The organism is Vibrio sp. 10N.222.49.C9, assembly GCF_041474985.1.
Taxonomy (GTDB): Bacteria; Pseudomonadota; Gammaproteobacteria; order Enterobacterales; family Vibrionaceae; genus Vibrio; species Vibrio crassostreae_C.
Map to the genome: position 1 here is coordinate 1 of NZ_JBFRVD010001374.1, position 292 is coordinate 292.

Sequence of the window (292 nt, forward strand, 5' to 3'; positions counted from 1 at the left end):
CATGTATAGGGTAAGATCGGGTTTAAAATCACCTAAGCTAATCTGCTTCAATGACTGCATTGTTTCTGCTGGGATCTGTCGGCCGCCACCTTGGTATGCCTGAGATGAAAGGTCATGACGATCGCCCACCACCCAATTACCTGAGCTCAATGCAGGCTTGATGACAGTTTCTACCAACTGTACTCGTGCGCCATACATAAGAAGTAATTCGGTGATATCTTGGATCTCTTCTGCTTCATGCTCTTCTTTGACCAAAGCACGCATTTTTTCCGCTAAAGGAGTACCACCAGGT

1 protein-coding gene is annotated in these 292 nt (G+C 46.2%); it reads right to left on the bottom strand.

Going from position 1 to position 292, the window contains the following annotated elements; translation table 11 throughout:
• Window positions 1–292: dTMP kinase (gene tmk, locus AB4585_RS28355; protein ID WP_372172102.1), on the bottom strand; the 292-nt coding region annotated here is incomplete at both ends.